This window comes from Rhizobium sp. Leaf384 (assembly GCF_001424065.1).
Lineage (GTDB): Bacteria > Pseudomonadota > Alphaproteobacteria > Rhizobiales > Rhizobiaceae > Ferranicluibacter.
The window spans coordinates 282,227-308,970 of record NZ_LMQE01000007.1 but is presented as its reverse complement, the minus strand read 5'-3'; the positions used below and the strand labels follow the sequence as shown (position 1 = coordinate 308,970).

Annotated in this window: 19 protein-coding genes; 5 read left to right on the top strand and 14 right to left on the bottom strand. The window is 64.2% G+C overall.

All coding sequences use genetic code 11. The annotated features are described in order from the left end of the window. Positions 1-2,619, top strand: a complete 2,619-nt coding sequence (ligD, locus tag ASG25_RS17175) for a DNA ligase D (protein WP_062476653.1) — start codon at positions 1-3, stop codon at positions 2,617-2,619. Positions 2,620-2,688: 69 nt separating this feature from the next. Here ligD and ASG25_RS17170 read toward each other — a convergent pair whose 3' ends face one another. After that, positions 2,689-3,480 carry a Ku protein gene (locus ASG25_RS17170; protein ID WP_062476651.1) on the bottom strand — a complete coding sequence of 264 codons (792 nt, stop codon included), beginning with the start codon at positions 3,478-3,480 and terminating at the stop codon, positions 2,689-2,691. A gap of 102 nt (positions 3,481-3,582) precedes the next feature. After that, on the bottom strand, positions 3,583-4,884 hold the full coding sequence (locus ASG25_RS17165; RefSeq protein ID WP_062476649.1) for a PQQ-dependent sugar dehydrogenase: 1,302 nt from the start codon (positions 4,882-4,884) through the stop codon (positions 3,583-3,585). A 192-nt stretch (positions 4,885-5,076) separates the two neighbouring features. Between ASG25_RS17165 and ASG25_RS17160 the strand changes: the two genes are divergently transcribed. Next, positions 5,077-6,177: a glycosyltransferase family 4 protein gene (locus ASG25_RS17160; protein ID WP_062476646.1), complete on the top strand. Its 1,101-nt coding sequence runs from the start codon at positions 5,077-5,079 to the stop codon at positions 6,175-6,177. Next, positions 6,174-6,953, top strand: a complete 780-nt coding sequence (locus ASG25_RS17155) for a polysaccharide deacetylase family protein (protein WP_062476644.1) — start codon at positions 6,174-6,176, stop codon at positions 6,951-6,953. The genes ASG25_RS17160 and ASG25_RS17155 overlap by 4 nt, the downstream gene beginning before the upstream one ends. Here ASG25_RS17155 and ASG25_RS17150 read toward each other — a convergent pair. Next, positions 6,941-7,582, bottom strand: coding sequence for an OmpW family outer membrane protein (locus ASG25_RS17150; protein ID WP_162241408.1), 642 nt, complete (start codon positions 7,580-7,582; stop codon positions 6,941-6,943). The two genes, ASG25_RS17155 and ASG25_RS17150, sit on opposite strands and share 13 nt — an antisense overlap. Before the next feature lie 235 nt (positions 7,583-7,817). Here ASG25_RS17150 and ASG25_RS17145 point away from each other — a divergent pair, with 235 nt between their 5' ends. After that, positions 7,818-8,987 (top strand): GGDEF domain-containing protein, encoded by a 1,170-nt coding sequence (locus ASG25_RS17145; RefSeq protein WP_062476638.1) that lies wholly within the window; start codon positions 7,818-7,820, stop codon positions 8,985-8,987. A gap of 24 nt (positions 8,988-9,011) precedes the next feature. Here ASG25_RS17145 and ASG25_RS17140 read toward each other — a convergent pair whose 3' ends face one another. Further along, positions 9,012-9,842: an MBL fold metallo-hydrolase gene (locus ASG25_RS17140; protein WP_062476635.1), complete on the bottom strand. Its 831-nt coding sequence runs from the start codon at positions 9,840-9,842 to the stop codon at positions 9,012-9,014. Between the two features lie 226 nt (positions 9,843-10,068). Between ASG25_RS17140 and ASG25_RS17135 the strand changes: the two genes are divergently transcribed. Next, on the top strand, positions 10,069-11,799 hold the full coding sequence (locus ASG25_RS17135) for a metallophosphoesterase (RefSeq protein WP_062477142.1): 1,731 nt from the start codon (positions 10,069-10,071) through the stop codon (positions 11,797-11,799). Positions 11,800-11,805: 6 nt separating this feature from the next. Here the strand turns inward: ASG25_RS17135 and ASG25_RS17130 are convergent, their stop codons facing one another. The 10 genes from ASG25_RS17130 to ASG25_RS17085 all read right to left on the bottom strand — a co-directional run bounded on the left by ASG25_RS17130 (position 11,806) and on the right by ASG25_RS17085 (position 26,621). Beyond that, positions 11,806-12,267: a Crp/Fnr family transcriptional regulator gene (locus ASG25_RS17130; protein ID WP_062476632.1), complete on the bottom strand. Its 462-nt coding sequence runs from the start codon at positions 12,265-12,267 to the stop codon at positions 11,806-11,808. A 127-nt stretch (positions 12,268-12,394) separates the two neighbouring features. Then, positions 12,395-15,196 (bottom strand): ABC transporter transmembrane domain-containing protein, encoded by a 2,802-nt coding sequence (locus ASG25_RS17125; RefSeq protein ID WP_062476629.1) that lies wholly within the window; start codon positions 15,194-15,196, stop codon positions 12,395-12,397. A gap of 157 nt (positions 15,197-15,353) precedes the next feature. After that, a complete protein-coding gene (locus ASG25_RS17120; RefSeq protein ID WP_062477139.1) occupies positions 15,354-16,499 on the bottom strand; it encodes a glycosyltransferase in 1,146 nt (381 codons plus the stop codon). Beyond that, complete coding sequence (locus tag ASG25_RS17115) at positions 16,496-17,740, bottom strand: glycosyltransferase family 4 protein (RefSeq protein WP_062476625.1); 1,245 nt, start codon at positions 17,738-17,740, stop codon at positions 16,496-16,498. The genes ASG25_RS17120 and ASG25_RS17115 overlap by 4 nt, the downstream gene beginning before the upstream one ends. Positions 17,741-17,746: 6 nt before the next feature. Next, the gene (locus tag ASG25_RS17110) at positions 17,747-18,955 is read right to left on the bottom strand and encodes a glycosyltransferase family protein (protein WP_062476622.1); all 1,209 of its coding nucleotides are present in this window, start codon (positions 18,953-18,955) and stop codon (positions 17,747-17,749) included. Positions 18,956-19,000: 45 nt separating this feature from the next. Further along, positions 19,001-20,221 carry an ABC transporter permease gene (locus tag ASG25_RS17105; RefSeq protein ID WP_062476619.1) on the bottom strand — a complete coding sequence of 407 codons (1,221 nt, stop codon included), beginning with the start codon at positions 20,219-20,221 and terminating at the stop codon, positions 19,001-19,003. Then, entirely contained in the window at positions 20,218-21,216 is a 999-nt protein-coding gene (locus ASG25_RS17100) for an ABC transporter permease (RefSeq protein WP_062476616.1), read from the bottom strand. The genes ASG25_RS17105 and ASG25_RS17100 overlap by 4 nt, the downstream gene beginning before the upstream one ends. 3 nt (positions 21,217-21,219) lie before the next feature. Continuing rightward, positions 21,220-23,142, bottom strand: a complete 1,923-nt coding sequence (locus ASG25_RS17095; protein ID WP_062476612.1) for an ABC transporter substrate-binding protein — start codon at positions 23,140-23,142, stop codon at positions 21,220-21,222. Beyond that, positions 23,139-25,073, bottom strand: a complete 1,935-nt coding sequence (locus ASG25_RS17090; RefSeq protein ID WP_062477136.1) for an ABC transporter ATP-binding protein — start codon at positions 25,071-25,073, stop codon at positions 23,139-23,141. The genes ASG25_RS17095 and ASG25_RS17090 overlap by 4 nt, the downstream gene beginning before the upstream one ends. A 207-nt stretch (positions 25,074-25,280) precedes the next feature. Then, a complete protein-coding gene (locus tag ASG25_RS17085; protein WP_062476609.1) occupies positions 25,281-26,621 on the bottom strand; it encodes an adenylate/guanylate cyclase domain-containing protein in 1,341 nt (446 codons plus the stop codon). Positions 26,622-26,744 lie beyond the last annotated feature (123 nt).

Here is a 26,744-nt window from a genome sequence, read left to right as displayed (position 1 = left end):
ATGAGCCTCGACACCTACAACGCCAAGCGGCGCTTTGATTCGACGCCGGAGCCGAAAGGCGAAGGCCGGACGGCGGGGGCGAAAAAAGCGGCATCCCAAGGCGCAAGCTTTGTCATCCAGAAGCATGACGCGACACGGCTCCATTATGATTTCCGGCTGGAAATGGAGGGGGTGCTCAAAAGCTGGGCGGTGACCAAGGGGCCGAGCCTCAATCCCGAGGACAAGCGCCTTGCCGTCCACGTCGAGGACCACCCGCTCGCCTATGGGGATTTCGAAGGCGTGATCCCGAAGGGACAGTATGGCGGCGGAACCGTGATCGTCTGGGATCGCGGGACGTGGACGCCGATCGGCGACCTGACCAAGGCCTATCGGAAGGGGCATCTGGAATTCACCCTGGAGGGCGAGAAGCTACGGGGACGCTGGCACCTGGTGCGCATGCACGGCCGTCCCGGGGAGACGCGCGAGAACTGGCTGCTGATCAAGAGCGACGACGAGGAGGCGCGAAACGACGGTTTCGACATCCTCGAGGAGCGCCCGGAATCGGTCAAGTCCGGGCGCGACCTGAAGGCGGTCGGCGAGACTCCGGAGGATACCTGGAACTCCAAGCGTGCCAAGGGCAAAGCGGGACAGGCGAAGGCGGGCGCAAAAAGCGCCGCCAGGAAAAGCGCCGAGACACAAAGCGCTGACAGTCGAGCATCGAGCACAAAAGGCAAGAAGGCCGCGAAGGTGACGACGGCACCTGTCGGGCAGGCGCATGCCTGGCCGAAGGGCGCAAAGAAGGGCGGGCTGCCGGATTTCGTGGAGCCGGCTTTGGCGTCCCTGAAGCCGAAGGCGCCATCGGGTGATCGATGGGTGCACGAGATCAAGTTCGACGGCTACCGTCTTCAGGCGCGGATCGACAACGGCCAGGTGCGCCTGCTGACGCGCAGCGGTCTCGACTGGACGGAGCGGTTCGGCGACGTGGTCGCCTCGGCCTTTGCCGGGCTGCCGCTCGAGACCGCGCTGATCGACGGGGAGATCGTCGTGCAAAAGGACAATGGCGCCTCCGATTTCTCCGCCCTGCAGGAAGATCTGAGCCTCGGCCGGAACGACCGTTTTCTCTATTACGCCTTTGATCTTCTGCATCTTGACGGCCACGACCTGACGAATGCCGCGCTGATCGACCGCAAGAATCTTCTGCAGAAGCTCATTCTCACCGATAGTCCCACTGTGCGGTTCAGCGAGCATTTCGAGGACAACGGCGATCTCGTGCTGACGCATGCCTGCCGGCTGAGCCTCGAAGGCGTGGTGTCCAAGGAGCGCTCGGGGAAATACCTCTCCGGGCGCAACGGCAGCTGGATCAAGTCGAAGTGCTCCGAGCGGCAGGAATTCGTCATTGGCGGGTATGCGCCGTCCTCGACATCGGATCATTCGATCGGCGCGCTGGCGCTGGGGGTCTACGAGGAGGGCGAACTCCGTCACGTCGGGCGCGTCGGTACCGGCTTCAGTCATGCGACGGCCGACATGCTGTTCGAGGCTCTGTCGGCGATCGAGCGCAAGGAGAGCCCGTTTCGCGACAAGCTGACGGCGGATGCGCGGCGCGGCCTGCACTATGTCGAGCCGAAGCTGGTGGCAGAGGTCGAGTTTCGCGCCTGGTCGGCCGACGGCAATCTCCGGCACGCCTCGTTTCGCGGTCTGCGGGAGGACAAGCCGGCCACGGAGGTGCGGCAGGAAAGTCCGGCGGCGGACAAGGGCCGCAAGCCGAAACCTCTGCCCAAGGCGACGATTACCCTGACCCATCCGGACCGGCTCTACTGGCCGAAGGAGGGCGTGAAGAAACAAGGGCTTGCGGAATACTACGCCGAGGTTTGGCCGTTCATGGCGCCCTATGTGGTCGATCGGCCGCTCTCCCTGCTGCGCTGCCCGGATGGCATCGACGGCAAGCAGCGCTTTTTCCAGAAACATGCCTGGCGCGGAATCAACAAGGCGATCGACCAGATCAAGGATCCGAAGGACAAGGGCGGCGAGCCGTCGCTGCGGATCACCGATTTCGATGGCCTCATTGCGCTCGTCCAGTCCGCAGCGCTCGAGATTCACCCCTGGGGCACGACTACGCGCGCCTGGGAGAAACCCGACATGATCACCATGGATCTCGACCCCGGCGAGGATGTCAGCTGGGCCGAGATCATCGATGCTGCCCTGCTCCTGAAGGGCGAGATCGAGGCGAAGGGGCTCGCCGCCTTCGTCAAGACGTCCGGCGGCAAGGGCCTGCATGTGGTCGTCCCGCTGAAGCCGTCCGCAGGCTGGGCACCGGTGAAGGCGTTTGCCAAATCCCTGGCGACGAATGCGGCGAAGCAGGACCCCGACCGCTATCTTGCCGTCGCCACCAAGGCGAAGCGACGCGGGCGCATCTTCATCGACTATCTGCGCAACGGCCGCGGGGCGACGGCGGTGGCGCCGTATTCCACACGCGCCCGGCCCGGCGCGGCCGTGTCCGCACCGCTCGAGTGGTCGGAACTGTCGGAAGCTATTGGCCCTGACCACTTCACGGTCGAAAATATGCCGGCGCGACTGGCGGCACTGAAGAAAGACCCGTGGGACGGGTTCTTCGCGGCGGCCAAGGCGCTTCCCAAGCCGTAAAGCCGTCCGGAACACGGAACGGACAGGGCCGGACAACGGAAAAGACGGGAGAGGTGAGAAAAGGGCGGCTCAGCCGCTTTTTTCCTGCTGCAGGCTTTTCTTCAGCGCATCCATGATGTTGATGACATTGCCTGAGGATTTGACGGGCGCGCGTGACTTTGGTGCCGGCTTTCCATCCTTCTTCTGGCGGCTCTTGATGAAGGCCTTGATCTTCTTCTGAACGGGATCCTGGACGAGCGTCGGGCTCCAGGTGCCCTTGTCCTTCTCGACCAGCTTGGCGACCATCTCGCGTTCCGTCTTGTCGCCTTTCGCCTTCATGTCGAGGTCGGCCATGGCTTCGCGGACTTCCTCGCCATAATGCAGGGTCCACAGAACGATGCCCTTGCCGTTCGGCACGAGCAGGACGGCGCGCTCGCGACGGTAGAGAACGAGGCGGGCGATGCCGACGACGTTCTTCCGGGTCATGGCCTCGCGGATCACGCAGAACGCCTCGGCACCGACCTTGTCCTCGGGCACAAGAAAATGCGGCTTGTCGTACCAGATCCAGTCGATCGCATCGCGCGGGACAAATGTGGAGATGTCGATCGTGCGCGTGCTCTCGAGTCCCACGCCCTCGATCTCGTCGTCTTCGAGCAGGACATAGTCGTCCTCGCTCTTCGGGAACCCCTTGACCTGATCCTTCGCGGCCACCTTCTTGTGCGTCACGCTATCGATATAGCGGCTCTCGACCCGGTTCTTGGTGGCGCGGTTGAGCACATGAAAGCGCACCTTCTCGCTCTCCGTCGTTGCCGGTGTCAGCGACACGGAAGCCGTGACGAGGGAGAGACGGAGGTAGCCTTTCCAGAAACTGTTGCGGGCCATGTCGGTGTCGTGTCCTGTGGATGGGAATGGCGGATCATCAACCCGCCACCGCCCAAAAGGTTGCCGGACGGCACGCGGCCGCTCGGTTTCGAGCCCGTCGGATCAGCCTTCGCGCGTCAGCTTCAGGATGGCGGACGTCCCTTCCTTCGGATTCTCCGTCACCGCGTAGACCGCGCCGTCGGGGCCGACCTTGACGTCGCGGATGCGGGCTTCGAGCGGCACGCGCTCCTCGTGGCTGACCTTGTCCCCCTCCATGTGAAGGACGACGAGGCCGGTCGAGACGAGGCCGCCGATCAGCGCTGCTCCTTCCCACTCGGGAAAGGCCGATCCGCTGTAGAACACCATGCCGGACGGGCCGACCACCGGATCCCAGTAATAGACCGGCTGCTCCATGCCGTCCTTCGCGGTGATGCCGTCGCCGATCGGCGCACCGCTATAATCGATGCCGTAGGTGATGACCGGCCAGCCGTAGTTCCGCCCCGCCTGGGGCATGTTCAGCTCGTCGCCACCCTTCGGGCCATGCTCGACGGTCCACAGACGCCCCTTGGCATCGAGCGCTGCCGCCTGGAGGTTCCGGTGGCCATAGCTCCAGATTTCGGGCTTCGCATCACCCTCGCCGGCAGAGGCAAACGGATTGTCGGGCAGTGCCTTGCCAGAGGTATCGATGCGGAAGACCTTGCCGAAGCCGCTCTTCAGATCCTGCGCGAAGACGCGGGTCTCGCGGTCGGAGCGCTCGCCGACCGTCACGTAGAGTTCGCCCTGCTTGCCGAACACCAGCCGCGAGCCGTAATGCTTGGTGTTGTCGTAGCTCGGCGTCTGGCGGAAGATCACGGCGACATCTTCCAGCGCCGCGCCGCCGCGATCGTCCGTAACCAGCCGGGCAGACGCGACGGAGGTGCCGTTTCCGTCCTCGCGCGGCTCGGAGAACGAGAAGAAGATCCGGTTGGACGTCGCAAAATCCGGTGCCACCGCAACATCCAGCAGGCCGGCCTGGCCATCGGAAATCACCGCGGGAACCCCCTTGAGGGCCGCGCTCGGCTTGCCGTCTGACGTCACGATGTGCATGGACCCCTTCTTGGCGGCGACCAGCATGCGGCCGTCCGGCAGGAACTCCATGGACCAGAGCTGCGGCAGGCCTTCGGCGACGGCCTGATGCGTCACCTTGGGCATCGTGTCCGGCTGCGGCGCGCGCGTCTGGTTTTCGAAGGCGGGCTTCTGATCGGGTGCGTTCGCGGCTTCCGTCTCGACAGGCTTTCCGGCAGCCTTGATCTCGCCGGTGGCTGGCGGCTGACCTTCGACATGATCGATCGGAGAGGTGTCGCCCGTCGATTGCGCCATCAGCGGGCTTGCGCTGAGGAAGGCTGTCAGGACGGTCCCGGCGAGGAGGCAAGCACGCGTTTTCATCGATGTTCCTGTCTGATGACGGCGTCGAACGACGCATTGACGATGCTGGAAAGGTAGAGCGTCGCTTGACGAAAGCTCATCGCGCCCTGTTCAAGAATATTTTATCGCCGCGTCAGACAGGTTGCCGGTCTTCGGTCAATCACGGGTCGGAAGCGTTTGAAGAGCGGGGCGGCGATGGTGTAGATGAGGCGCATGAAGATCGCATTCTACGCTCCCCTCAAGTCGCCGCACCATCCCACGCCGTCCGGCGACCGGCTGATGGCGCGGCTGATGATGCAGGCGCTTGAACAGGCCGGGCACCGGGTAAGCCTCGTGTCCGAGCTGCGCAGCTTCCTGCGCATGCCCGAGGATATGGCCGGCCTCGGCGTCTCCGCGCATGCCGAGCGCGCGCGCATCGCGGCCACTTGGCGGACCGATGGCGTGCCCGACTGCTGGTTCTGCTATCACCCCTATTACAAGGCGCCCGACCTTCTGGGCCCCTCGCTCGCGCGCGATCATGGCATAGGCTACGTCACGGCCGAGGCGTCCTATTCGGCGCGGCGGGACGGGCAGGGCTGGGCATCGGCACAGGCTGCCCTTCTGGAAACGCTGGCCTTCGCGTCGGTCAATATCTGCATGACGGAGCGTGACAGGGTCGGTATTCTCGACGGCGCTCCGGAGGCGCGCGTCGAGCGGCTGCCGCCGTTCATCGATCCCGGACTGTTCCTCGCCCATGCGCCCGCGCCGCATCCCGGCCGCCTCGCGACGGTCGCCATGATGCGGCCCGGCGACAAGATGGACAGCTACCGTATGCTGGCCGACGCGCTTTCCCGGCTGCTGCACCTGCCGTTTACGGTGACGATCATCGGCGACGGCAAGGCACGGGGCGAGGTAGAGGCCCTGTTCGCACCGCTCGGCCCTGGCCGTGTCGTCTGGTGCGGCGAGCGGAGTGCGGACGAGGTCGCAGCGCTCCTGTCGACCTGCGCGCTCTATGTCTGGCCCGGCTGCGGCGAGGCCTATGGGCTCGCTTATCTCGAGGCGCAGGCAGCGGGGCTCCCGGTGGTGGCCCAGGCCATTGCCGGCGTTCCCGAAGTGGTCGAGCACGGTCGAACCGGCGTGCTGACGCCGGCAGGCGATATTGATGCCTATGCCGACGCGATCGCGGCATTCCTGACCGACGAGATGCGGCGTCAGGCCATGGGTGAAGAGGCTCGGCTCTTTGCGGGCCAGGAGCGCGCGCTTGCGCCGGCCGCGGCACGGCTGGCCGACATTCTCGACCGGGCCGTTCCGTCGGGCAGGGGGGACACGGCATGAAGGCGGGTGGCGATACCGACATCATTGCGGCACTCGACCGTTTTCGGGACGCCGGACGGGTCGCCCGCTTCTGGTTGCGCGACGACGATGCGATCGAACCGACGGCGGGCCTCGATCGCCTTCTGGACCTCACGGAAACGCATGGCGTTCCCCTGGCGCTCGCCGTCATTCCCGAACCGACGGGGCCGGCTCTCGCGCGGCGGCTGGCCCGCGCGCCGTTTGCCTCCGTCACGGTCCATGGCTGGCGGCATGCCAATCATGCGACAGCCGCCGCCAAGAAGTGCGAGCTCGGTGCCGATCGTCCGGCGGATATCGTTCTCGGCGAGCTCGCGGCGGGGTTAGCCAAGCTTTCCGACCTTTATGGCGATCGCTGTCTTCCCGTGCTCGTGCCGCCGTGGAATCGTGTCGATCCGGGCCTTCTGCCCGGTCTGCCGGATCTCGGTTTCCGGGCGCTTTCGGTCTACGGGCCGGAAAAGCGGTCGCCGTTGCCGATGGTCAATACACATGTGGACGTGATGGACTGGCACGGCACGCGCGGATGCCGCGACGCGCAGGCGCTACGGCGCGAGATCGTGGCGCGGCTCGGCGTGTGCCTGGCCGGCGGCGGCAGCGTCGGGCTGCTCACGCATCATCTTGTCCATGACGAGGCCGTCTGGACATTTCTTGGCGAGCTCTTCGTCGCGACCACGGGTCATCCGGCCTGCCAGTGGGTCGGGCTGTCCGCGCTTGTAGATCTTGCGGCGGCCGATTTCACAACGGCGGATCAGAACCGGTAGCTCACGCCGAAGCCGAGCGTCAGGCTTTTGACATCCGTGCGGGCCGTCACGCCGGAATTGGTCAGCACCTGCGTCGGCGGCAGAACCAGCCGCATTTCGGTGTTGGCGAACCATGTCTCGGTCATCCGCACATCCAGACCGACGCGAAAGACGGGCGAGAGCTGGGGATCCACCCGGAAGTCCTTCACGAGCGGGCTGGCGGACTTTGCGCCCGTGTACCAGGTCGCCACCGCACCGAGGCCGACATAGGGATTGAACCGCGCATCCGGCAGGACGTGATATTCGAACGATACACCGACCGGCACCGCCCAGACCGAGCCGACATCGATATCGCCGAAGATCGTGTCGCGGACGCTGAACCGGGTCTTCAGGGCGCCCGTCTGACCGGTGATCGCGAGGCGGTCGGTGAGGAAGTAGCTGACATCCATATCCGGCAGAACCATCCGGGGGACATCGACCCGGCCACCGATCACGTCGATATGCGACCGGACGTCATAGGGCAGAACGCCGGACATGCGCGCCCGGACGACGACATCGCCGGCCTCGAAGCCGTGTTCCGCTGCCTGCGCCTTAGCGGCATCCTCGCCGGCGTCCTGGGCAAGCGCCGATGTCGCTGGCACAAGGGACACCAGCAATCCCGCGACCAGGATCGCGGAGACGGACGCCCCCCGACCGGGCGGTCTCTTGCGGCGGAAAGACCTGGGCATCGTCTTGCTGCGTCCCACCGGCTTCGACGACATCATCACACTCCCTATCGCGAGATATCTAATGTAGAGTGTAATGTTTAAGGTATTTTGTGCATGGATGACACGGATTTTGTGTGGTGACTTCGGGGAGGGACGCCGTGAGGCGAAGGACGCAGTTATGGTAGACGTGGTGACGCTTTTGATAACCAGCGTGACGGCACGGGCAGGGTTTCTCATCGTCTTCCTGTTGTACAGCTTCCGCCCGGGTGCCGTGACCGCCTACCGGTTCTGGACACTCAGCATCTTCTGTTCGGCGCTCGGTCTCTGGATCACCTATCAGGATCCCCGCTTTCCGAATTTCGAGGCCGGGAAGGGCGCGCTCGTCTATTTCATCGTCAGCCTCAGCGTGGTCTCCGTCCGGGCGGGTGCGCGGTCGTTTTTCGGCGTGCCGATCGACCAGCCGCCTTTCCTCTGGACCTGTCTGGTGCCGCCTCTCGTCTACTGGGCAACGGCCACCGCGCAGCTCCTGCCGGCCTATGTGCTGGCGCTGACGCAATGCGGGCTGGTCTACATGCTGTGTACGGCGTCGCTGAGCTTTCTGAAGGTCCGGAAGCGCACGCTTCTGCCGGCCCAGATTCTGGTCGGCTCGGCGCTCGCTTTCTACGCTCTTGCCCTTGCCGGTACGGTGGGTTCCCTGCTGATCAGCGAGATCTTCGGCTATCCCGCTCTCGGTCCCAACAGCAACAATGTCTATCTCTCCGTCTTCATCGACCAGACCTTCAGTGTCCTCATCTATGTCGGCCTCATCTCGATGACGCTCGAGGAAGCGCAGCGGCAGATGCAGGTGGCTGCGACCACGGATCTCCTGACGGGTCTCGCCAATCGGCGGGGACTGGAGGAGCGGACGCTCGCGGTGATCGGCGCTGGGCGGCGGGGGCGACGGCCCATGGCCGTGCTGATCGCCGATATCGATCACTTCAAGTCGATCAACGATCTCTACGGCCATTCGCATGGCGACATCGTGCTGAAGCAGTTTGCCGAGAGGTTGCCCGTCGTCGTCAAGCGGCAGGAGGATGTGCTGGCCCGGTGGGGCGGCGAGGAATTTGTCGCCGTGCTGCATGATGCAACGCTCGAGGATGCCACCCGGCTTGCGGAGCTGCTCTGCCGCGCGATCGAGTCGCGACCCTTCGAGGTGGAGGGCATGACGATCCCCGTGACCGCGAGCATCGGCGTTGCGCCCTTCCGGCAGGAACAGCCGCTGCTAGAGCACGCCATCCATATTGCCGACGCAGCGCTCTACGAGGCCAAGCGCACAGGCCGCAACCGGGTCTGCGTCCGTCTGGCGTAGGGAACCGTGTCCGCTCTCGTGCCGTTAGAGATCGACGATCTGGCCGTCAAAGGCCGAAAAGGCGCCGGGAAAGAGGATTTTTGCCTGTTTCTCGACAGCGTCGAGGGCGTCGTCGGTGCGGAAGGGGGCATGATGCATGAAGGCGACGCGCTTTGCGCCGGCTGCTTTGGCCAGGCGGATGCCCTGTTCCCACGACGAGTGGCCGTAGCCCACATGGCGCTCCATCTCGGCGTCGTCATACATCGCATCGTAGATGAAGAGATCGCAGCCCTCGATGAGCGTGAGAACGGCCGGATCGAGGACGCCCGGATGATGTTCCGTGTCGGTGATGAGCGCACAGGCGCGTCCGCCCCATTCGACGCGGTAGCCGACGGCGCCGCCGGGATGATTGAGGCTGCCGGTCCGGATCTCGATGCCGGGGACGGGGGCGAGACGGTCGCCCGAACGGAAATCCCGCGCATCCAGCGCGGCGCGGCAGATATCGGGTTCCACCGGGAACCAGGGCGGTCGCATGAACTCGCCGATCATCTGGCGGGTCGACATGCGCCCTGCGAGATGCCCGGACCAGAGGGTGACGTCGGCCGAATGATCATAGAGCGGCGGGAAAAAGGGCAGGCCGATGATATGGTCGTAGTGACAGTGGGTGAAGAACAGGTTGAACGCAGACACGCCTTCGGCCTTGAGCGCGACGCCGGCCGGCATCAGGCCGGAGCCTGCGTCGAAGATCAGGCGTTCGTTTCCGCATTGCATCTCGATGCAGACGGTTCGGCCGCCATAGCGCTGAAACTCGGCCCCCGATACCGGCAGGCTGCCCCGAACGCCCCAGAAACGTACGCGAAACAGATTTTCGTCCAAAGTTTGCTTCAGTTTCGGCCCGCCGGTGTGACGTGGCGTGCCGCGACTGTCCCTCTCACTTGCTTGGGTCAGGATCGACCCTGCCGGCTTCTTCGTCCGGCCGTATTTTTGACATGTTATCCAAACTGTCCACATGAAGCGAGACAGGCATTCGCTTTTTCTCGCATCCCGTGCCAGAGACACGCTGAAACTACCCGATCCCGATTTCGAAACCGTTGCCGTCGCCATGACTTTTGAGGTTTTTCCGCCGATCGCCGTGATTGCAGACGCCCATGTCCACGATCCCGCGGCGGATTTCGGCTTTCCCGGCGCCCTGCAGACCGGAGGCCTGTCGGTCCGGCCCCTGTCGGAAGGAGCGCGGTCGACCCGGGTGTTCAACGAGAGCCTGCAGGCTTTCCGGACCGCCCTCGACGACGTGGCCGCACGCGGCATCCGGCACGTGGTGCTCCTCGGCGACTATACCGACGACGGCCAGATCGCGACGACGGCAGCCGTCGCAGAAATCCTTGGCGACTACCGCGCGCGCCACGGCATGGCGTTCTTCGCCTTGCCGGGCAATCACGATATCTTCGGCGATGCCGGCCGGCACCGGACAAAACGGTTTCTGCAGGCGGACGGATCGAGTGCCGTGGTCACGAGCCATCCGGTCACGCCTGCGCATGATCCGCTGCCGCCGGGCATTCCGCGCGATATCCCGGTCACCGTGTCTGCGGCAATGTTCTGCCCGGGCTATCCCGACGGCCTCATGGCGCTTGCCGAGCACGGCTACTTTCCGCAACCCGGCTATCTCCATTGGGAATCCCCCTTCGGATCCGAGAGCGACGTGGAAGCGCGAATGTTCACCGCCGTGTCGGCGAGCGGGCGGACACGGCGGCCGTTGATGGAGGCGTCGTATCTGGTCGAGCCCGTCGAAGGGCTGTGGCTGCTCATGATCGACGCCAATGTCTTCGTTCCGATCGACGGATCGGACGACTGGGTCGACAGCACCTCCGCGGGCTGGAACGCGATGCTAGAGCACAAGCGTCATGTGATCTCCTGGATGACCGATGTCAGCGCACGGGCGGCGCGTCTCGGCAAGCGGCTCGTGGCCTTTTCGCACTATCCTGCGCTCGATCCGCTGGATGGCACGCAGGCCGCGGAGATCGCGCTTCTCGGGCCGACGGCAACGTCAGGTCGCGTTCCCCGGGATGCCGTCGGAGAAGCCTTCATCGAAGCGGGGATCCAGCTGCATTTCAGCGGTCATCTTCACGTCAACGATACCGCGCGGATGACGCGCGGGGGCAAAGCCTTCATCAATATTGCCGTGCCCTCGCTTGCCGGTTTTCCGCCCGCCTACAAGATCCTGACGCTGCGCACCGGTGCGGCCGAGATCGAGACCGTCCCGCTCGGCGACATGCCGATGGATGCGGCGATCGGAGCGCTTTACGCCGCAGAGGTGCGCCGGACCGGCGTGGACACCGGGGGGATGGCCGAGGCGACCCGCTATGGCGAGTTTCTCTCGGCCCATATCGGACATCTCGCGTGGCGCAGACACCTCAAGCGCGAGTGGCCGGCAGCGCTTGCCGCCGTGTTGCGGGCGGCCACGCTCGGCGACCTCGCGCGGCTGGCGGTCCGGCCCGTCGTGCCGATGGGCGATGCCCTGTCCATGCTGCCCGCGGCGCCCGGACTGGCACGGTCTCCGGAAAAGGACGGTCCCGAAACCCTGTCGGCCATCGCTTTCCTCGGGGACTGGTATCGCCTGCGCATGGGAAGCGATCTTGGACGAATGGCCATCAGCCCGCAGCGCCTGCGGTTCTACGACCGGCTGTCGGCGCTCTATTCGTCGCAGACCTGGCCCGAAGGCTCGGCGCAAGGCGGCATCGCCGCGATGCTGGCGCTGTTTGAGGCCTATCGAAGCGGGCTTCCCTCGGTCGATATCCGGATCGACCTTGCGACCGGCGACATCACCGACCTCTGAATGCGCCTATTCGAGCTCGCGCACCCGGCTGCGGGCTTCCGTCAGCTCGCTCGTCGTATGGCTCAAACGGTCGGCCAGCACGCGCATGATCTCGATGGTGATTTCGGGAAAGTCGGTGAGCAGCTTGATGAAGTGGTCCTTGCGGATCCGCAGGGCCTCGACGGTCGTCGTCGTCTTCACCGTCGCCGTTCGCGAGACATCGCACAGAATGGCGATTTCGCCGACGATCGAGTTGCGCTCGACCTCGGCCACGCGGATCGGGCCGGTTGCGGAATCGACAAGGATCTCCGCCTTGCCGTCCAGCACGACATAGGCCGCATCGCCGGCATCGCCCTGGTGGAAGAGCGTTTCGCCGACGCCGTAGCTCACCCGATCCGAGGTGAAGGCCAAAAGCTTCAGCTTGCCCGCCTCGACGCCGGAAAAGAGCGGCACCCGCCGCAGCATCTGCACTTCGTCCTTCAGCAACATCAGCTCGTCAACTCCTCATCCTCGGCGGTACACGCCCTCAAACGTCCAGAGGCTGCAGCCATGCCTGCCCGCCATCCGGTGCCTCTCGATCGGCCGGTTCCTGCCGCTCGTCCAGTCCCCGTTGGTATCACGAGGTTACCAGCTGTTTAAAGACACCGTCATTGTTGAACAGATTGGCGTGCGTGTCATCCTCTACGAGAGCGCCGCGGTCGAATACCAGCACACGCTCGAACAATTTCGTCAAGCCGTTGTTGGACAGCACCCAGATCACGGCCGGATTGGCGCCGTTGCGGGTCAGCAGCTTCATCACGTCGCGGACGATCTCGTCCTGCAGCCGGTGATCGAGACTGGGGAGCGGGCGGTTGAAGACGTAGTAATCGGAGCGGCGAATGATGGCGCGGGCCAGATTGAGCTTCTGCCGCTGGACGGCCGTCAATCGCTTGCCGCCGGCGCCCAGATTGAAATCAAGGCCGATGTCCAGCACCTGTTCGATCAGGCCCTGCGAATTCAGGAGCGAGGACACGATGGCGCGGATCCGCTTGGATCCGTCGGTGTGCTTGTGGCTGATGCGGCCGAACAGCACGTTGTCCATCAAGCTGGCCGAAGCGAGATATTTCTCCGGATCGTAGCGCTCGATGTCGTGCGAGAGATCCTCCGGCATGTTCTCGTGGAACTGGCGGCGAACATCGACGATATGCGCCATCAGCTCGTCCGTCAGGAGACCGAAACGGTGGCGCGGTTCGACGTAGTTGAAGCTGAGACGGATGATCTGGTAGCGGTCGTCCTCGCTTGCCGTTTCCAGGCCCTTGCCGGCATATTTCTGCAGCAGGAGCTGATAGGCCGGGATATCGTCGGCGGTCATGAAGGTCAGCTGCTGGAAGAAGGGATGATCGGGCGGCAGGTCGGCAAAGAGTTCGACCGCGTTTTCGGCGATCTGGTACCCCATGTCGAACAGAACCCGGTCGATCCCCGTCTCCGAGACGACCTTGCGGAAATAGGGGTTCTTGGCGATGGCACGTCCGGCAACGCTCGGGGCCGTCGCCGTGCCGAACAGCAGGTTCTCGCCAACGGTCGCTTCCATGTTGTATTCGCCGGGCTCGAAATAGGCGATCAGCCCGTTGAGGCCGGCTTCCTCGAGCTCTTCGCGCAGCGCCTGCCGCATTTCCACGATGCTCGCCGCAAACTCCGGCCTGTCGGAAGGCTCGATATTGGTCCGCAGGGCCAGATCGAGAATGTCCTTGGACAGCTGCACCGTGTCGAGCACGGCAAGGATCGACGGGAAGAGATCCTCGGCCTGCGTCGAGCCGGCAGCGACATAGTCGATCCAGTCGGCATTGACGTCGTAGTCGGGATTTCCAGCGAGCTTTGCTTCCGTCATCTCCCATTTGCGATGGGCGGCGAGGCTGCCTTCGTAGGTCGCGGCCGCCAAGGGCGCATGCTTCAGCCCGTAGAGCAGATTGTCGCGCAGCGAGCCGTAGAAGAAGAAGGTGTCCGAGGATGCGTAGGTGATGCTGCGCCCCACGACCGATTCCGGCAGGTGCAGCAGATCCTCGCCGCCCAGCGTGACCTTGCCGCCCTCCGGCCAGATCAGCCGGCCGAAAGCCTCGGCGAGCACGTCGCCGCCGCTGGCCGCTCCCCCGATGATGGCCACCTTCTCGCCCGGCTTGATCTCCACCGAAACGCGCTCCAGCAGTCGCGCGCCGCTGTCGTCGGCGAGCGTGAGGCCGGTGGCGGCAAGGGAGCCCGCCCTGCAGCCTTCGTCCTTCGTCGTACCCGCGTCCTTCGTACCCGCTGCGGCCGCGGCACCCGCCACGCCAGCACCGACGGCAACCGCACCGGCCGCACCGGCCGCGGAGACCGCCTGGATCTTCGGATCGATCAGCGGATCGACCGTGAATTGCTCGACCACCTGAACATATTTCACCTGCACGTCCTGGCGCAACTGATCCCAGTCGATCAATTCCTTAAGCGGGCCGGGCAGATCCTTGTAGGCGCTGATGACGGCGACGAGCTGGCCGATGTCGAGCTGGCCCCGCAAAGCAAGATAGCCGCCGATGCAGTAGAACAGGAATGGCGTCAGCTGCGCGAGGAAGTTGTTGATGAACTTCACCATGAACTTCCACTGGTAGAGATCGTAACGGATCTTGTAGATCCGCCCCAGCCGCGCGGCCACATCGGCGCGCTCGTAGTTCGAGGTGTCATAGGCGTGAATGGTGCCGATGCCGTCGACGATCTCGCTCACGCGGCCGGCCAGTTCGCGCGCCGTGATCTGGCGCTCGCGGCCGAGCACGAGGAGGCGGCGGCGCATGCGCGGGATGATCGTCGCCTGAATGCCGACCATGAAGGCGGCGATGAAGCCGAGCCACATGTTCTGCATGAAGATGAAGGCGAGGGCGGTCAGCGCCTGTCCGCCGAGCAGGGCCGGCGAGACGAAGGCATCGCCCGTGAACCCGCCGAGGGGCTCCACCTCGTCCTTGACCATGGACGAGACCTCGGCCCCCTTCATCCGCTTGAACTGGGTGGGCGGAAAGCGAAGGATGCGATCGACGAGCTCGAAGCGGATGCGGCGCAGCAGGCGCTCGCCCAGTCGGCCCTTATAGGTGTTGATGTAGAGCTTGAAGAGCCCGTTGACGATGACGAGCAGGAGGAAGATGACGCTCAACGCATAGAGCGTTTCCATCCGCGTCAGATCGATCCCGTTGAACAGCGTGACATTGCCGATGCCGGGCAGAGAAAAGGAGATGTCGAAGAAGCGCTGCGTTGCCCCCGGCTGTTCGAAGCCCTTTCCCTGAATGGGGCCGTTGACGATCTGCTTGGGCAGGTCAAACGACAGGAAGTAGGGAATCATCGAGACGGCGACGACCAGAAGGATCCACAATTGCTGCTTGCGCGTGTGGGTCCAGATGTAATGGGTAAGGCGTATATCCATGAAGGGCTGCCATCGAGACGAAGCGGAGACGACGCGGCGGACCAGGTGCTCGTCTGTCTCCTCCGTTCCATCGAAATCTATAGCACACGCACCCGGAAAACCACCCGCAAACGCATCGCTCTGTAGGTCCTTGCCGACACCTTTGGCGCGCGCTGCCTTATAGCATGTCGCGCAGGATGTCCGCCGTCCGGTCGGCACCTTCCAGATCGATCGACAGGTCTCCGGCCGGGAAGGCTGGAGCGTCGAGGCCGGCACGAATGGCGTCGGCCATCCGTTCCGGCGAGATGTCGGAATCATCGAGCGCGGTGACGAGGCCGAGGCGTTCCAGCCGTTCGGCGCGGGCCGCCTGCTCCGTCTCGCCGCCGGTCGTGAAGGGCACGACGACCGCGCGGCAGCGGGCCCGCAGGATGTCGCATACCGTGTTGTAGCCGGCCTGGGATACCGACAGGCGGGCAACCGAGAGGAGGCTCGCAAAATCCGGACGGAACCGGAAAACCTGGACGTTTCCGACCACGCCGGCCGCGATCGCATCATGATCGGCCTGGGCGAGGTTCGGCCCTGTGACCAGGGCCCAGGGCTTGTCCGGGCGGAGGATCGCGGTCGCGCCCACGACGGCATGCAGTACGTGCCGGCCGACGGCGCCGCCGCCGGCGGAGACGACGACCTCGAACGTGTCCTTCGGGGTTTCCGGCTGTGGTGGTGCGACGAGGCCGGTATAGACCACCTTTTCGGCGATCTCGTCTGCATGCGGGAAGGTTTCCTCGAGGCGTGCGAAGCTCGGATCGCCGTGGATGAGGATGCGGTCGAAGTAGCTGTCGATGTAGTCGACCGTCTCCCGGTCGCGCTCCGGCTTCGGGCGTTTCTGCAGGATGTCGCGGACCGAAGCGAAGATCTTCGGCGGCTCGGCCATGGCGCGTGCGGCATCAAGGAAGGGCAGAAGCTCGAAGCGCATCTGCCGCCGACCGAACGGAAACGCCTCGGTGAGGATGGCGTGCGGCCGGATATCGTGGAGAAGGGCCAGAAGCCGGTCGCGACGCATGGCGCGAAAGGCATCGTCGACCGGATGACCGTCGATGTCCTCGAGCGCTGAAAAGCCCTCGTCGCTCGACACGACCGGCGGCAGCGCGACGTGGCGAACGGCCGGGCCCGGGAAGCCGGCAACGGGCTTGCCGCCGGTGACGACCGTCACGTCGAAGCCTCGCACGGCCAGCGCATTGGCGATCCGGCTTGCGCGGGTAAGGTGGCCGATGCCGAGCAGGTGCTGGACGTAGAAGAGAACCCGTTTCGGTTCCGGATCGGTCATGGTGCGGTCCGCCATTCTGTTTCGAAGAGATTGCGTAGCTGGGTGATGCTGCTGTGGTAATCGAAATCGCGCCGGACGCGCCGTTCGGCAGCAAGGCCGAGGGATGCGCGCAAAGCGGGATCGCGGATGGCGCGCTCGAGGGCGTGGGCAATCGCCTCGGGATCTTCCGGGGGCACGAGCAGGCCGGTTTCCCCGTCGCTGAGCAGTTCGGGCACGCCGGAGATTGTGGTGGAGATGCAGGCGAGCCTTTGGCTTGCGGCTTCGACGATCACGTTCGGCAGGCCGTCGCGGTCGCCGTCCGCGCCGATGCGACAGGCGAGCGCGAAGATGTCGGATGCGCGATAGCGGGCCAGCACGTCCTCCTGCGCCATCGCGCCCAGCCAGTCGATGCGGTGGGAAATGCCGAGATCGGTCGCCATGGCCTTCAGGGTCCTGGCCAGCGTACCGCCGCCGATATGCACGAAGCGCCAGGCCAGATCGTCGGGCAGCCGTGCAAGTGCCGTCAGGAGGAGGTCATAGCCCTTCTTTTCCACGGCCCGGCCGACGCTGAGAATGACGACGGGATCCGACGGGTCGCTGCCGTCACGCGGGGGGCGCGCCGCCTCGAAGGGGGCGAAGCGGGCAAGGTCGAGGCCGTGATAGCTCAAGTGCACGGTTGCCGTGTCGGCTGCGAGCGTGCGGAGATGCTGGAAGCCGGTTTCCGTGCAGGTCACGGTCCATCGATTGGCGGCAAGCTTGTCGCTCAGCTCCCAGTCGGGCGAGGTCCAGATGTCCTTGGCGTGTGCGGAGCATGTCCAGGGAATGTCGGTCAGGAGGCTAGCATAGGCGGCAACGGAGGCCGGCGTGTGGATGAAATGGGCATGGAGCCACCCACCGCCGTCCGGCCATTCCGCCGCGAGCACGGCGGCCTGGCCGAAGCGCCGGATCCTGTTGCGCGAGACGTCGCGCACGAGGTCGCGCCGGAACGCCGCAAACGCCTTGCGAAAGCCGGCGCGGCGGGTGGCGGCCAAAAGTCCCCGCAAGACCCGCAGCGGCTCGTGATGAAGATATTCCGGCAGATAGAGCACAGGCGCCCGGATCTCGTCGTGGACCGGATGCCGCTTCGTGTCCGTCGGGTGGCGCATCGAGATCAGCGACAGCTCGAGTCCCGCCTGCTCAAGGCCGAGCAGCTCCTGCGCGATGAAGGTTTCCGACAGGCGCGGATAACCCTTCAGGATGACGACGATCTTGCGGCTTTGCATGAAGTCTCAGGCCTTGACGACGCTCAAATGGTCGCGATCCCGCCCATCTAGCATGTCGCCGACGATCCGGGAAATGTTGCTGAGCCCGTCGAGATGCATATTGCAGGCATGGTGGGACGGCGGCGCGCGGTGCGGCAGCGCATGCAGTGCTGCTGCGAGCCGCTTGGGGTCCGCGGCTTCCTGCGGCAGCAGCATGTCGACCAGGCCCAGTTCGCTGGCGCGGCGGGCGCGGATCAGCTGCTCCTCGCGCGGCGCGACGCGCGGCACGATCAGGGCCGGTTTGTCGAACGACAGGATTTCGCAATAGGTGTTGTAGCCGCCCATGGCGACGACGCCGCTCGCATTGGCGATGAGTTCCTCCATGCGGTTGTCGAACTCGATCACCTGCAGGTGGGGCGTCAGCGCGCATTTGGACAGGAGTTTGTGGCGTTGCTTGGCCGGCATGTAGGGGCCGAGCACCACGAAGGACGAATGCGTCAAGGTCGGGTCGGCCCGGTAGGCATCCACGACGTCGTGCACGAGGTCCGATCCGTCGCCGCCGCCGCCCGTGGTGATCAGAATATATTCGCCTTTCGGTTTGTGCTCGGAGCTGACGTCGAGCGAGACGCTGCGCTGGAGGAACCCGACGAAGTTCATGCGCGTGCGCACCGACGCCGGCACGTCGAGACCGACCAGCGGGTCGTAGAAATCGGGAGGACCGTAGACCCAGACGGTATCGTAGAACTGCCCGATCTTGCGCATCACGTCATTGCGCTTCCACTCGGCTTCCAGGAGGTGAGGGGCGTCCATGACCTCGCGCAGGCCGAGCACCAGCGTCGTGCCCTGATGCTTCAGGTAGGACAGCGTATCCTCCACCTCGCCGCGGAGCCCCATGGGTTCCTTGTCGACGATGAAGATGTCGGGCTTGAAGGTCTCTGCCGTGTGCCGGATGATCGAGCGGCGCATCTTCAGCGTCTCGTTCAGATCGATATGGCGATCCATCGACGTGTATTCGCCGTTGCGCAGCTTGATGACGCTCGGGATCTTCACGAAGTCGACGCGGGCGCGGTAGTCGTAGGCGCCCGCAATGGTCGCGCCGGAGATGATCAGGACCTGCAGGCCGCGATAATCCTCGACCAGGGCATGTGCGATCGCTCGGCACCGGCGCAAATGGCCGAGACCGAACGTATCGTGGCTGTACATCAGGATACGGGCATTTTCGATGCGACGTGTCATCGGCACGGCTCTCCGTGCTGGGCAAGCGTGATCAGCATTGAAAACTCACTTGTACGGATCAGCCGCATCTCTAAGCCCGTCACCGAGGAAATTGAAGGCCAGGATGACGAGAATGACCGGGATAGTTGGATAGAGCAACCACGGATAAAAGGCGATGGTACTGACGCTGCGTGCTTCCGTCAGGAGAATGCCCCAGCTCGTGATCGGCGGACGCAGGCCGAGACCGAGGAAACTCAGGGCGGTTTCGCCGAGAATCATCGCCGGGATCGACATGGTCGCGCTGGCGATCAGATGCGACATGAATCCGGGGACAAGATGGCGCCCGATGATGCGGCTGGTGCGCGCACCCATCAGCTGCGCCGCCAGCACATAGTCCTCCTCGCGGAGCGCAAGCAGCTTGGACCGCACCGCACGGGCAAGACCCGTCCAGTCGAGAAGGCCGAGGATGGCGGTAATGCCGAGATAGATGAAGAGGGGGCTCCACGTCACCGGCATGATGGCGGCGAGCGCCATCCAGAGCGGAATGCTCGGGATCGACTGCAGCACCTCGATGATCCGCTGGACGATCAGGTCGAAGATGCCACCCTTGTAGCCGGCGAGACCGCCGATGACGATACCGAGGACGAAGCTCACCGTCACGCCGAGAAGGCCGATCGTCAGCGAGATGCGTGCGCCGTAGAGGATGCGCGACAGCACGTCGCGGCCGAGGCGGTCGCTGCCCAGCATGAAGAATTGACCGCCTTCGGCCGGGCAGACCAGATGCAGGGAGGCGGGAACGAGGCCCCAGAAGTCGTAGGCATCGCCGCTGCAGAAGAAGCGGAGCTTTTCGACCCGCTCCGGATCTTCCGTATAGACGCGGCGCAGCGTGTTCATGTCGAGGGTCATCGTGCGGCCGTAGACGAAGGGGCCGACAAACTGCCCGTCATCGAACAGGTGCACCTGCTGCGGTGGGGCGTGAATGAAATCGACGTTGCGGGTGTGGAGATTGTAGGGCGCCAGAAACTCGACGACCGTGATCATTGCGTAGAGCAGGGCCAGGAAGACGAGCGAGACGACGGCCACCCGGTGACGCTTGAACTTCCACCACATCAGCTGAAGCTGCGAGGCCTCGTAGACGTGCTTCTGTTCCTCGCTCATCGCTTCCACGGCCATGGGATCGAAAGCCGCTGCGGAGACGAAGTGCTTCAGGGGCTGGCCGGGGGCCGGCAGGCAGGCCGGTTGGTTCGGTGCGGACGGGACGGTCGACGGAGGATGCGGAACGGTCACTTGGTGCTGCCCCCCTGGAGCCGGATGCGCGGATCGAGCAGCGCCAGCGCGATGTCGGAGACGAGCACGCCGATGACGGTGAGGAAGGCGAGGAACATCAGGAAGGAGCCGGCCAGATACATGTCCTGGCTCTGCAGCGCCCGGATCAGCATCGGTCCCGTCGTTTCCAGCGACAACACGATGGCCGTGATTTCGGCGCCGGAGATGATGGCCGGCAGGATCGAGCCGATGTCGGCAATGAAGAAGTTGAGCGCCATGCGCAGCGGATACTTCACCAGCGCGCGGAAGGGATGAAGTCCCTTGGCCTTCGCCGTCACCACATATTGCTTCTGAAGTTCGTCGAGCAGATTGGCCCGCAGCCGCCGGATCATGCCGGCGGTGCCCGCCGTGCCGATGATGATGACCGGGATCCACAGGTGCTCGAGGATCGACAGGAACTTGTCCCAACTCATGGACTGCGAGAGATACTTCTGGTCCATCAGGTGCCCGATGGAGGTGCCGAACCACATGTTGGCGAAATACATGAGGATCAGCGCGAACATGAAGTTCGGGATGGCGAGGCCGAGGAGACCGAGGAACGTCAGCCCGTAATCGCCCCAGCTATACTGATGCGTGGCCGAATAGATGCCGATCGGAAAGGCGATGATCCATGTGAAGAAGATCGTGACGAAGGAGACGAGAACCGTCAGCCAGAGGCGATCGCCGACGACGTCGGACACCGGCAGCTGATACTCGAAAGAATAGCCGAAATCGCCGTGCAGCATGCCGGCGACCCAGTGGAAATAGCGGATGACGGGAGGCTTGTCGAAACCGTATTCGGCCCGCAGCGCTTCGATCTCGGCCATGTCGACGCCTTCGCCCTGCGCGCGCATCTCGGAGATGTAGCTCTCGAAATAGTCGCCCGGCGGAAGTTCGATGATGGTGAAGACGAGGGCCGAGATGATGACGAGCGTCGGGATCATGACGCCGACGCGCCAGAGAATGTATCGCAGCATCGATCAGCTCACCTTGTCGCCGAGCCAGAACGTATCCGGCATGTAGATCCCGAAAAAGCAGGTCGGATCGAAGCCGTAGAGGCCCTGTTCCGGGACGTTCTGCATGCGCGCCGCGTGCAGGATCGGCTGGAGCGTCGCATTGACCATGCCGATGGAATAGACCTGGTCCGTGTAGATCGACAGCATTTCGTGCCAGATCCGCGTACGCCCGGCCGTGTCGGCCGTCCGACGCCACTCTTTCAGCAGGTCCACGAGCTTCTGCGCTTCGGGCAGCTCGGGTGCGTGGCCGAACTGGCCCAGCGAAAGATAGTGCATGCCCCAGACCGGCCATTGCAGCTGATCGTCGGCACTCGGAGCCAGCTGGCCCGGGCTCATGTCTGCCGTCGCCACGCCATTGGCAAGGCCGAACCACATGGACATCATGATCTCGCCGCCCATGGTGCGGTTGCGGAAGACCTCGCGCTGCGATGTCTTGATGAAGAGCGGGATGCCGATCTTCGCCCAGTGATCGGTGATGAGTTCGAGCACATCCGTTTCCAGCGTGCTTTCGCCGGCGGTCTCGACCACGATCTGCGCGACGCGGCCGTCCGGCAGCAAACGCATGCCGTCGTCGTCGCGCTGGGTCAGGCCCACCGCATCCAGAAGGAGATTGGCCTGTTCGGGGTCGTGCTGCGACCAGGCCGCGGCATATTCGGGCTTGTAGAGCGGGCTTTCCGGCAGCACGGTATCGGCGCTTTCCTTGCCCAGACCGTAGAAGGCGACCATGTTGATCTCGCGCCGGTCGATGGCAAGCGACAGCGCCCGGCGAACCCGGACATCGCGCAGCAGACCCTGCCAGACGGGATCGCCGTAATTGAGGTTCGGAAGCAGGGCCACGCGCGAGCCCTGTGTCCGCTTCCACAGCTTGACCTTGACCGGATAGCGCTTTTCGCTGTCCTTGATGAAGGCGTAGTCCACGAAGTCGATGTTCTGCGATTGCAGGTCGGCCTCGCCACCCCCGGTCTTGGCCGCGATGATGCCGGGCGACGAGACGTTGAGGACGACGCGGTCGATATAAGGAAGCTGCACCCCGTTCTCGTCGACACGGTGGAAGTAGGGGTTACGGTCGAAAATGAACTGTTCGGCAGGAGACACGGTCGTGTTGACCCAGGGGTCGAGGGACGGCAGCTCGGGATTGTCGGGCCGGCTTTGGCGCGACATCTTGATGTGCAGATCCACCCATTTCTTAACCCGGTACTGCTTCATGAAGGCCTTGAGCTGTTCCTCGGTCTGATACTTCTTGTGGAACTGCTTCATGTAGGCGGCCGGCAGCAGCAGGGTCAGCGGCAGTGCCGATGCGAGGTTGGGCAGGAAATCCGGGTTCGGTGCGTCCCAGCTGTAGCGAACGGTGCGCGCATCGAGAACCTCGAACCGCGGCGGCTTGCCCTCGGCGAGGAGCTCCTGCTGCACGCCGCCCTTGCGCAGGTCCTGATCGAGGACCACGTCCTCCCAGGTGTAACGGAAGTCCTCCGATGTGACCGGGCTTCCGTCCGACCAGCGATGGCCCTCGCGAATGCGGAAGGTGAAGACCTTTTCGCCGTCGATGTCGCAGGCTTCCAGGATGTCCGGCTGAAAATTCAGCTTCTCGTCGTAGCCAACCAGGCGGGCATAGCCGTTGATGTACATCACACGGATGTCCTTCTGGCTGCCGATGAGAATGCGGATGGCGCCGCCATAGCTTCCGGGGGTACGCCCCATGGCCGCGAGGTTCACGACGCGCGGCGTCTTGGGAATGCGCTCGGCCATCGGCGGCAGGGTCCCGGCCGTGATTTTTTCGACGAGGATCTCAGGCTCCGCTCCCGCGGCCATCGCCTCGCGCGGCAGCAGGAGCCGCGGCATGGCGACGGCGGTTGCGAGAAGTCCGAGCGTGGTGCGGCGCTTGATCACGGCTGAAGCTCCTTGACGTCGGCATTGCGGCTTGCCAGCACCCAGTGACCGTTGCCGAGATCCGCCGGGGCGAGACCTGCGTCGCTTTCCCCAGGGCGAAATGCGGCATGCCATCGCTTCTTGTCGGATGCACCGCTCGCGCCCAGCGCGACGAAGTCCAGCGGCCGATCGAGATCCGGGAAGGGGACGGCTGCCAGAAGCGCCTTGGTATAGGGGTGCACGGGCGCGCGCATCAGCATTTCGCGTGGCGCCAGTTCCACGATGCGGCCGGCACACATCACGGCGATGCGATCGGCCATGTAGTCGACGACCGCAAGATTGTGGGAGATGAAGAGATAGGTAAGGCCGAGTTCCGCCTGCAGATCCTTGAGAAGGTTCAGAATCTGGGCCTGCACGGAGACATCGAGCGCGGAGACGGGCTCGTCGCAGATCAGCAGCTCCGGCCCGAGCGCCAAGGCGCGGGCAATGCCGATGCGCTGGCGCTGGCCGCCGGAAAAGCTGTGCGGATAGCGGTTCATGTGCCGCTCGCTGAGGCCGATGGCCTTCAGCAGTGCCTTCACCGTCTGCTGCCGGCTTTTCGGATCGCCGCGGTGGTGGATTTCCAGTGGCTCGCTGAGGATGTTCTGCACCGTCATGCGCGGCGACAGCGAGGAGACCGGATCCTGGAAGATCATCTGCATGCGCGTGCGCAGGCGATCGAGCGACGACCCGTGCGCCTCCCGGATATCGATCGGGCCATCGGCCGAGTTCAGCATGATCGAGCCCGTATCCGGCGAGAGGGCCCGCATCAGGATCTTGCTCAGCGTGGTCTTGCCGCAGCCGCTTTCGCCGACAAGCCCGAGACATTCACCGCGATGAATGTCGAAGCTGACGTCGTCGACGGCGCGATGCTCGCTTTTCACACCCTTTTTCCACCAGCCGGCCTTGCGGCTGGTGAACGTCTTGCCGATGTGGCGCACGGACAGGAGAACGTCCTCGCCCGGTGCGGGAAGCGTGTCCTCAACCCGCGGGAGAGGCCGTTTCGGTGCGCTTTCGCCCTTGCGCCGCACAATCAGGTTTTCGACGTTGACCGGCACCTCGCGCAGTGCCTTCAGGCGCTCGCCGGGTTTCATGTCGAAATGCGGCACGGCGGCCATCAGCCCCTGGAGATAGGGATGGGACGGGTTGCGGAAGATCTCCTCGACGGAGCCCGCCTCCATGATCTCGCCATGATAGATCACGACGACCTCGTCGGCCATGTTGGCGACGACGCCGAGATCGTGCGTGATCAGCAATACCGCCATGCCGAAGGTCGCCTGCAGATCCTTCAGCAGCTGCAGGATCTGGGCCTGGATGGTGACGTCGAGCGCGGTCGTCGGCTCGTCGGCAATGAGGAGAGACGGCCGGCAGATCAGCGCCATCGCGATCATGGCGCGCTGGCGCATGCCGCCGGACAGTTCGAAAGGATACATGCCGAAGGCGCGTTTCGGGTCGGGAAAGCCGACAAGCCGCAGCATTTCCTCGGTCTGCGACCGCTGTTCCGCCTTGTCCACATCCCGGTGGACGCGCAGGCTTTCGCTGATCTGGTTGCCGATCGTGTGAAGCGGCGACAGCGACGTCATCGGCTCCTGGAAAATCATGCCCATGCGGTTGCCCCGAAAGGCGCGCATGTCCGCGCCATCGGGTGCGAGAGACGCAAGATCGACGACCCCGCCCGGAGCGGTCTCGTCCTTGAACAGGATCTTGCCGCCGATCTCCGCCGATTTCGGCAGAATACCCATGATGGCCTGGCTGATCACGGACTTGCCGGACCCGGACTCGCCCACCAGGGCGGTGACCTTGCCTGGCAGGACGCGAAGGCTTGCCTTGCGCACCGCGTCGATCCGACCGCCGAACATGGCGAAGGAAACGCTCAGGTCTTCGATCCTCAACAGGTCTCCGCCTGATGTCATGCCTGCCATTCCCCACTTTTTTCTCCATCCGGTGCGGATGGTGGCCGGCTTTTCGCCGAAACCTTTAAGGGAAGACTATCGCAGGCATTTCGGCCTGTCCATGACCGCTCTGCAAACCACGGTCACGCCTTCCCGGCGTCGGCTGCGGGTCTAGCGTCGTGATGTATCGATTTTTTGAAATGCCTGCTCCCGCAGGGAAAATAATCACTACTGCAACAGTTTGTTCCAGATGTCCCGCTGCGGCGTGTTGCGGTTGCGATAGAGCAGCATGACCTGCTCTGCCTCGGAGCTGCTTTCCTGGGTGCTGTGGCGGATGGCCTCCGCCTGATCGATCTGCAGGAGCTTCCTGCTCGGCACCAGCACGGTGAGCTTCTGGCGGACCCCGCGCAGCTTTTCCTCTCCGAGCGTTTCCCACTCACCGCCGGCATAGGCCGTGAAGGCCTGGCTGGCGACGATGTGGGTTGCGTACTTCTTGGTAAGCCCCTGCAGACGGGACACCTCGTTCACCGCCGTGCCGAAGGTGGAGAAGGTAAGACGGTCGCGCAGGCCGACATTTCCGAACATGACGTTGCCGATATGCAGGCCGATGCCGTAGCCGATTTCGGTCAGCCCGTTCTCACGCCGTTCGCGGTTCATCTCGATCATGCGGGCGGTCGCCTGGCGGACGGCGTCCATGGCTGCAAGGGCTGCCGCCTGGGACGGCTCGCGATGGCGGCCGCAAGGATAGACCGCGAGGAAGCCATCGCCGAGGAAGCTCAGGATTTCGCCGCCGCCCCGGTTGAACGGCGTCGCGATCGCGTCGAAGAACTGGTTCAGCGTGTCGATATAGGCCTGCCGACCCTCGCGTTCGGCCAGCACGGTCGACTGGCGCATGTCCGCCATGACGAGCACGGCGCGGATGGTTTCGCCGTCGCCGCGGCGGATCTGGCCGGAAAGAACGCGCTTGCCGGCATTTTCACCCAGATAGGTGGTGAGCATGTTGTCGGCGAGCTTGCCGAGCACCGCCATCTTGGCGGCAACGGCAAGGCTGCTCTGGAGACGCAGCATGGCCTCGATCAGCTGATCGGAAAAGCCTTCGGGTGCGTCCGTGGTCCAGGAACCGACCATGCCCTGGCCGTGGCTTTCGTTAAAGGACTGGACGAAGGCGAAATAGTCGGTCGCACCGTCGCGCTTCAGTTCCTCGAAGATCGGAAACTCGATCGGCGATTCCGGCGTGATCCGTCGGCGCAGATGGTCGAGGTCATGGGAGAAGAGATAGTAATAGGGACTGCGCAGGAAGCGTTCGGCATCCGTTTCGCTCTGCCCGGCACGAAAGCCCTCGACGGTCACGCCCTTGCCGCGCTGCCAGGTAAAACCGAGCGCGTCGTAGAGCGGGTGGAGCATGGCGAAGCTCAGATGCACGCGCGACAGCGGCACGCCGGCGGCCGCGAGACGTTCGCAAAAGCCTGTCACCAGCGTTTCCAGCGAGCCTCCCGTCAGGGCCGTCTGCTTGAGCCACAGCGACACGCGATCGAGCAGATGGGTGGAAACCTGCTGGGTCTGGGTCATGGCGATCTTCCTGCTGTCTCGTGCAAACGATCACTGCGGACAATACCCCCCGGCACGTCACGAGCGCTTCGACAAAATATAATCACGCGGATGGACGGAAACCAGAACGGCGGCGAGAAAAGT